This window comes from Acinetobacter sp. YH12136 (assembly GCF_013418545.1).
GTDB classification, from domain to species: Bacteria; Pseudomonadota; Gammaproteobacteria; order Pseudomonadales; family Moraxellaceae; genus Acinetobacter; species Acinetobacter towneri.
The window spans coordinates 1-8,720 of record NZ_VPBV01000044.1 but is presented as its reverse complement, the minus strand read 5'-3'; the positions used below and the strand labels follow the sequence as shown (position 1 = coordinate 8,720).

The following is an 8,720-nucleotide window of genomic DNA, read 5'->3' as shown; positions in this document are numbered from 1 at the left end:
AAACACCTTGTATACCTAGCTTCTGCATCAATCGAGCAACTGTACAACGTGCGATAACATAACCTTCACGTTTCAATTGTTGCCAGACCTTACGCACACCATATCGACCTGAACTTTCTTTCCAAATTTGTTTAATTTGTTCAGCATGATGCTCATCATGTCGATCTCGTTTCGCTCGATGTTCTGGATTTACTGTGAGATCTAGTATTCGATAATAGGTTGAAGCTGCGATCGGTAAAATCCTACAAATCGCATCAACACCATATAAGTCTTTATTGTTATGGATGAAATCCACCATTATTTGTGTGGGCGGTCGAGCTCCGCCTGGGCGAAAAAAGCGGCTGCTTTACGTAGAATTTCGTTAGCACGTTGCAGTTCTTTATTTTCGCGTTCCAGTTGTTTGATACGTTCTTGGTCTGAAAACTGCTGTACTTTAACTGGATTTTGTTTATCTAAATATTTTTGATACCAAACACGAAGTGTTTCAGGAGTACAACCAATCTTAGGCGCAATTGCTGTGATTGCAGCCCAAGTAGAAGGATAATCTTTTTCGGATTCAATCAATAATTGAACCGCTCTTTCTCTGATTTCAGGGGTATATTTTAATTTTGTCATCGGGATAGTCTCTCAGAATATTGACTCTCCGACAAACCCGGTACGGTTCACTATCGAACATAAATGTGTCTTATCTATTTGTAATTTTTTAAAAAAAGAATTTGATTATGAAATCACTTATATTGCACCACAAGTAAATGGCATTGTAAAAGCACAAGATATTATTTCACATATGCGTGAAGATACAGTACTTGTTAGCATTATGCATGTAAATAATGAACTAGGATCTATTCAACCTATCAAAGAAATTGGCGATGCTTGCTTCAAAAAAAATATCAAATTTCATGTTGATGCCGCGCAATCTTATCTAAAAGTAAAATTGATGTGGATGAATTAAATATTGATTTTCTTTCCCTTTCTGCACATAAAATTTTTGGCCCTAAAGGTATTGGAGCTTTATACATCAGAGAGGCTTTGTTGCATAAATATGTAAGCATCTGATTTAAATAAATTTAATTTTGGATCAAAAAATAATCAAAACTTTTAAAATCATATAGTTATGAAATCTTTGTGCAACAAAGCCCTTTAACAGTAATACTTCTAAGTAATGAAGAATAAAGAAATTGAATACGACATTCCCTGTCGTATGGCTCACGCCAGTCGCGTATAACCTCGTGCTAAACCACAAGGTTATACGCTCCAATGGATAAATAACTCAAAGCACAGGGATGATCCACATCCCTGTACTTTGTATGTGACTCGAAAGCCACCCTTAATATGATATTAACCGATGATGATTTGACCGTTTGCCAATAACTGCTCCAAAGTTAAACCCGCTTGATTTTCAAGCACCAGTAATTCTGTCGAATGATAGGCGGTTGCCGAACCATCACGATCTACCGACACTACGACATTATCGCCATCCTCAGTTACAGAGATATAGTCTGCGATATTTGAGTGATCCTCTAGCAATCCGGTAAAGAAGTCTGCGCTAAACTCAATTTTGTCAGCTTCGCTATCCGTAGCAGTGTCACCAAAATGGAAATCTTTCCATGTATCGGTAGCATTGCCAGCAGTCGCATCGGCAGCATTTAAGACCACATAGATCGCTGTGTCTGAACCCAAACCACCTATCAAGGTATCGTTACCTGAACCACCATTGAGGATGTCACTTCCTGCACCGCCATTTAGGCTGTCATTCTCGAAACCGCTTATCAGCAGATCATCATCGAACAGATTGGCGGCGAAGCTTTCCACGTCGGCACTCCTGCCGGCGATGCCCGAGGTGCCGTAATCGAACTCGCCGATGGTGTAGGTGTTGGTCGAGCCCTTCACCTCCAATCCATCCACCAGGAAGTCGCCGTTGCTCGCCTTCACGACCAGATAGCGGAAGTCGCCGTCGATGCCATTGAGGTCGAAGGGCCGCCGGGTGGTGTTCTGAGTACTGTTACTACCATCACCCGATCTACTCAACGATCCGTTTGCAACCAACACCCCGGCAGTGTCATAGGCATACCACTGCGCGGTTTCTCCAGTGGTGAAGTTGGTGAAGGTCAGGCGTGCGGACTGCACGTCATAACCGATATCGATCACCAAACTTTCGTTGCCGGAGATGCGGGCATCGGTACCGCCGGTCACACCGATGCCAGTGCCACGCGTATTTGCGGCGTCCGGAAATCCAGTCACGTTCCTGGCACCCACACCCGTCGATGCCGTCAACGCCGCATCCAGCGTCGCGCCCACGATCAGCCCTTGGGCCGGGTTGCCGTTGGCAAAGAGCGTGGTCGCATTGGTGGTGTAGCCCGCCACCTCGAAACCGGCATTGGTCCACTCGTTCACGCTTGCCGTGCCTGTTGCCGCAAGTGTCGTGGCCCCCGCGCTCACGCTACCGCTGAGCACGTTGGATTGCGCCCCGTTCGGATCGGTCAACTGGATCTGCACGGTGCGCTCGCCACCCACCGCACCCGGCTGGAACATCACCGAGCGGATGGCATCCTCGAAGTCGGCCAGCGAGGCCGGGCCGGTCAGGGTCAACACCTTGTTGCCGGCGACGGTGGTTTCGCTGGCAGTAATGCCCAGCGGCAGCACCGTGATCAGCTTGTCACCGGTCTGGGTGCCCAGCAGGGTGATGGTGGCTGTCTGGACCTGGCCGTTGTCCCAATCGCTGATGCTGAAGGTGCCACCGGTGGTGACCTTCAGATAACCGGAGATCAGGTCCTGGCCCGAGCCATTGGGATTGACCACGGTCATCGTATTCCCGCCGCTCGTGAAATCCGGTACGCCCAACCCGGGATTGGTCAGCCCTTGCGGGAAGATCGTTGCGAAATTCGTGCCGTTGCGGGTACCGATGAAGATTTCCTCCAACTCGGTGGAGTTGGTGGCGCGGGTGGCATAGAAGCGCACACCCTCCTCGGTCATGATGATCTGGAAACGCGGCAGGCCGTTGACATTGGCAGTCCAGGGATTGCCTACACCCAGCCAGGTGCCATCGGCAAAACGCAGCGTGACGACATGCGCCCCCGTGCTGGTGACGGTTTCGTTTTCCAACTGGAAGATGGTCGTCAGACTCGTTGGATTGTCGAAAATATCCTGGCCGTTGACCAACAGACTGAAGGTGTTGTCCACCCGGTCGAGGTTGACCACTGCGCGCACCGTGGAGGGGTCCACACCTGTGCCGACGTTGAAGGTCATGGTGTTGGTGCTGGGATTGTTGTCGCCTGCCGTGCCGACCGAGGAGAAGCGGCCATCACCCAGGTTGCCGCCGCTCACCGGCGGCTGCTCGCTGGCGGTATCGATTGCAATCGTCGGTGCGTCATTGCTGCCGTTGACGGTGATGTTGAGGTTGGCGGTATTGGTGTTGCCCGCCGCATCGGTCACCGTGTAGGTGATCACTTCGACAGGTGCATCGCCATTGTTGAGCGCCTGGGTGACCGGGCGCCCATTGTCCAGGGTGTAGGTGTAAGCACCGTTCGTACCGATGGTGATGGTGCCGTAGGTGGTGGTGATAGACCCACCCGCCGCTGCGGTGTACTCGACACCGCCCACGGTGGCCTTGAACTCGGTCACCGTGCCGGCTGCACTACCGTCGTTGTCGAGCACGTTGCCGCTGGCCGAGCCAACGCCCGGCACGGTGTTGCTGGTTTCGGTGACCGAACCGCTGTCATCGTTTGCGCTCGGCGGCAGGGTATCGATCACCACGCTGTCGTTGTCGCCGCTACCGGCGTTGCCTGCGTTGTCGTAGTAGCTGCCGTTGCCAACGGTAACGGTGGCGTTGCCCTCGTAGTTGGCATTCGGGGTGAGGGTGCCGGTCCAGGTCAGGCCGCCGTTGCTGCTGGTCAGGTTGCCGATGCTGACGTTGGCGGGGTTGCCAAGCAGATTGCGGACTTCCGCCGCCGTCAGCGGCTGGCCCGAAGCGTTGTGCGGCACTTCGCTGAAGGTCAGGGTGACGGTGGTGGTTTCACCGGCGATCAGATCGCCATCCGCCATTTCGACGGTGACCATCGGAGCCTGGGTATCCACACGCACACTGTCGCTGTCGCCGCCACCGACATTGCCGGCACGGTCGTGGTAGCCGCCCGCATCGATCCTGATCGTGAGCGTTTCATCCGCCATGCCCGACGTCGGGGTGACGGTGCCGGTCCAGGTGTGACCGCCATCGCTGGTGGTCAGATCACCCACGCTCACGCCCGTCGGCAAGTTCAGCAATGCCTTGACCTGCTCGGCCGTCAGTGCGGTGCCGGTGGCATCGTTGTACGGTACTTCGCTAAACTTGATGCTCAGATCGGTAGTCTGGCCAGCCAGCAGCTTGACCGCGTCGATCTCGACATCCACGGTAGGCGCTGCGGTATCCACGGTCATAGTGAAGTTGCTGGAGACCTCTCCACGCAGGCCGGTGGCATCGTTGTAGGCACGCGCCGTCACCGTGACGGCGCCATCGGCTAGGGAGCCAGTGGTGGTGATCGGCGGGCCCAGACGCTCAGGCGGTACTTCCCAGGTCACCGTACCTGTGGCCTCGGCGAGCGGAGTGCCGTCCGCCGTAGTGCTGATCATAATTGGGTTGGACAGGTTGTATAGGTACACCAGGATGTGGGTAACTGAATGCCCTTCCTCCAGTGTGATGCTGCCCTTAATTGTGCCCTTGTTGTCGTTGGTCACACCGCCGTTGATCACATCGGCGTTGTGTATGCCTCCAGAAACGGCATCGCCATAGCCCGTCACCATGACCGGTGGCAGATCAAGCAAGTCCTCTGGGTCAATGACAAGGTCATTGCTGATGCCGATATTGCCTGCACTGTCGGTGATGTGAACCTTGAGCTTCGACCTGTCGAACGTTTCACCGTCCGCTAGACCCAGCCCGCTAGAATTCAGATCCACCTTGATCGACAGGTAATCGGTACCGGCAATCCGGTCGCCCACCGTACCCGTACCAACCACGTTGCCGTTATAAGTGACGGTCACAAAGTTACCAGTATTGGCGCCTTGTTGATCACCGAACGGACCAGCGTATTCCGATACCAGTGCCGTGACTTCGTTCTGACCTTCGACGTAATCCACGCTGGTGGCTTCCGGCGCGACGGTATCGGTGACGAAGGTGTATTTCTGCGAGGCCTCGCTGGCCTTGCCAGTCACTGGGTCGACCGCCTTCACCTGTAGGTAGATGTTGTCGTTGCGGAGGTGGCCAGCGGCCCAGATGGTTTGTAGCACGTCGTGGAACTGATCCGCACTGATGGTCCATGCGCCAGTGTTCGGGTCCACCGTTACGGTCACGTCAGCACCATTAGGGAAGCCAGGCACGCCCTGTATCTCATCTGAAGTGGTGAACTTGTTGGCGTACAGACGCAAGGTGACCTCACCATTCTCATTGACCAGCGCCGGATCCACCGTGCCAGTGATGTCCCCAAGCACGTCATTGCTGTAGTTCACGGTATTGGCGGCGGTGGTGATGATCTGGCTCTGCGACATGCCACCGACGGTGTATTCCACCACGATGTCGGTGTTGTTGCTGTACGGCTCCAGGGTGTAGCTGCCATCGGCGTGGATGGTGATTTCACCGGCTGCCACGCGAATGGCCTCGCCGATCGCAACCGGCGCGCCGTTGACGGTGACGCTGCCGGAGTCGATCGTCTGGCCAGCGGCCACGCCATCAAGCTGGCCGTCATCGATGTAGCTGTTGCCGACCGAACCGATGTTTTTCAGCAGTACGGTGGTGACCTCCACCTGCGCATCGTGGGTGGAAACCTGGACCTGATAGTTCTTGCCGTCTGCGCCCGTAACGGTGAAGTAGTCCATCAACGGACCTGCCGAAGCGGTCAACTCGGCTTCGATACCCGTGTTGAGCTGGTAGCTCCAGTGGCCGTTTGCATCGATACTGAACACGCCGTGTTCGCCAGCTTCATTGCTGACAGGCGTGAAGCCCTGCGGCTGGTGCCAATCGCCCAGCACCTGCCCAGCAATGGTGGTGGCAGGCGTTGGTGCGCCGGGGACGACCGTGGTGCTCTGCACGCTGTCGATGTTGTCGACATAACCAGTGATGACCGGCGGTGGCGGCGCAGCGACGGTGTAGGTGTGGCTGGTGTTCGCGCTGTTGCCAGCGGCATCGCTGACGGTGGCGCTGGCGCTGCCGTCCTTCAACAAAGCAGCTTGTGCTTGGGTGACCGGAGCCGTCCAGGTGCCGCCTGCAGCGACCGTGCCGGTGACGACGATCGGGCTGCCATCCACATCGTTGAAGATCACGGTGACGGTAGTGCCTTCGGCCACGCCAGTGACCGTACCGGCGACGGTGATGCCGCTGCCAGTCTTCTCGCCCCACTGCACGATGTCATCGCCGCTCGCCACCGTGGTGATGGTGATGGTCGGCGCGGTCAGGTCGAGGGTGGCCCCCTCGCTGTCATTGGCCGGGTTACCCGCCTTGTCGGTGACTTCGGCCAACACGGTGATCGGGCCATCGGCCAGACCGGTGAGGTCGGCGGTGGTGCTGTAACTACCATCGGTACCGACGGTGGCGGTGACCACGACGGTGGCACCGTTCCCATCGGTCACGGTCACGGTGACGGTCTGATCCGCCTCGACACCGGTGGTGGTGCCGCTGAGGGTGATGTTGGTCGCCTCATCGCGCGACAGGTTGCCGTCGCCGATTGCAGCCTGGTCGATGGTCGGCGCAGTGGTATCGACGGTCACGCTGTCGCTGTTGCCTGTACCGGCATTGCCCGCCTGGTCGTAGTAGCTGTTGGCCGGCACCGTTACCGTCAGGTCAGTCGCATTGACAACGCTGTCGGCGGTGAGAGTGCCGGTCCAGGTCAGGCCGCCATTGCTGGTGGTCAGATCACCCACGCTCACGCCCGCCGGCAAGTTTAGCAGAGCCTTGACCTGCTCGGATGTCAACGCGACGCCCGTGGCACTGTGCGGCACTTCGCTGAAGACGATGGTCAGGTCGCTGCTGGGATCGGCGATGTTCAACACCGCGTCGGTGATAGTCACCGTCACGCCTGGCTGCACGGTATCGACCGTGACCGCATGGTTGTCCGAGGCTACGTTGCCGGCCTCGTCGCTTACCGTTGCCGTGACCGTCAACGGGCCATCGTCCAGGTCACCCACGTTGTCCGCAGGCACCGTCACGGTCCAGTTGCCATCAGTACCCACCGTTGCGTAGTGGATCTTGCCGCCCACGACCACCTCCACCGGCTGGTTTGCTTCCACGCCCGTGGTCGTGCCGGTGATGGTCAGACTCTCGTCCGATTCCAGCGCGTTGATCACATCGTCAACGGCCAGCGGGCCGGTGATGGTGATCGTGGCTTCAATGTCCACCGAGTAGGTGCGGTTGGTATCGGCCGTGCCCGCATTGCCAGCGTCATCATGAGTGGTGACGCTGGCGGAGATGGACGTACCAGCCGCCAGATCAGCCCCCGGCACATTGATGCTGAAGCGCAGCGTGCCTTCGTCGTCGTAGACCTCGCCGGTGAAGGTTTTGCCATTGACGGTCAGGGTGACGATATCCTCCACCTTCGCATCGCCCCCCACCGTACCCGTCACCGGCACGTTGTCGCGCTCGGATTCGGACTTATTGATTACGTTGTCCGCTGTAACCGCATCAATGCTAAGCGTCGCTGTCGGTGCTGTGGTGTCAACGCTATAGACTTTATCAGCTGTCACTGTCGCAGGGTTGCCTGCCACATCATGCACCACCACACTGCCTGCGATTGATTGGTCGCCATCAGCCAGCAAATCACTACCTGCTACAGCAACACTCCAAATACCGTCTGCCTGAACCTTAGCCGTGTATGTTTTCTCGTTGATGGTCAGAGTGACGATATCGCCCTCTGTAAATTCACCAGTCACTTGACCAGTCAACGTCACATCTTTTTCTGCCTCCGCAGCATTCACAATGTTGTCCGCTGTAACTGCATCAATGCTGAGCGTCGCTGTCGGTGCAGTCGTGTCAATGCTATACGGCTGGCTGGTGCTCACTGTGCTCGCATTGCCTGCAAGGTCAGTAAATGTCGCTGTCGCATCAACTGTAACGTCAGGATCGTTCAATAAACTGCTGCCCGGGACATCAGCGCTCCAGGTAGTCCCCGTCACTGTCGCTGTGTAGTTCACACCGTTGACGGTAACAGTCACACCTGTGGTGGATGCATCAGCCGGAATGTTGCTCAGGCTGCCTGTCAGGGTCACAGTGCCTGCTGACTCAGCTGCATTTAAAACATTATCTGTAGTAACAGCATCAATGGTCAGTGTTGTCGGACCTGTCGTTACATCCGGTGCAGTCGTGTCAATGTTGCCGCTATCTGTTGCTGGCACACTCGGGTTACCCGCAGCATCTGTGGCAATCGCACTGGCTGTATAGCCACCCTCTGCAAGTGGCGTGGACGGAGTCACACTGTAGTTACCCAAGCCATCCGCTGTGGTGGTCAGGGTCTGTACCGCTCCCAAGTTGTCCGTCACTGTTACCGTAATCGATACGTTAGGCTCGGCTCCACTTCCCGTGATGGTCGGCGTGGTGTCAACTGTATTGTCCGGTGCAGACAGGGTGCCGGCTGTCGGTGCAGTCGTGTCAATGCTATACGGCTGGCTGGTGCTCACTGTGCTCGCATTGCCTGCAAGGTCAGTAAATGTCGCTGTCGCATCAACTGTAACGTCAGGATCGTTCAATAAACTGCTGCCCTGTA

The 8,720-nt window shown here is 56.1% G+C and carries 1 protein-coding gene, 2 pseudogenes and 1 other annotated feature; of the genes and pseudogenes, 1 reads left to right on the top strand and 2 read right to left on the bottom strand.

The features are described from left to right. A pseudogene (locus tag FTU71_RS13780) lies at positions 1-615 on the bottom strand (IS3 family transposase); the annotation flags it as partial. Beyond that, positions 224-340 (bottom strand) — a sequence feature (AL1L pseudoknot). (Overlaps the previous pseudogene by 117 nt.) Here FTU71_RS13780 and FTU71_RS13775 point away from each other — a divergent pair. Further along, positions 584-1,056, top strand: a pseudogene (locus FTU71_RS13775) (aminotransferase class V-fold PLP-dependent enzyme). The pseudogenes FTU71_RS13780 and FTU71_RS13775 overlap by 32 nt on opposite strands. Before the next feature lie 282 nt (positions 1,057-1,338). Here the strand turns inward: FTU71_RS13775 and FTU71_RS13770 are convergent. Next, positions 1,339-8,703, bottom strand: a complete 7,365-nt coding sequence (locus FTU71_RS13770; protein ID WP_180112103.1) for an Ig-like domain-containing protein — start codon at positions 8,701-8,703, stop codon at positions 1,339-1,341. Positions 8,704-8,720 lie beyond the last annotated feature (17 nt).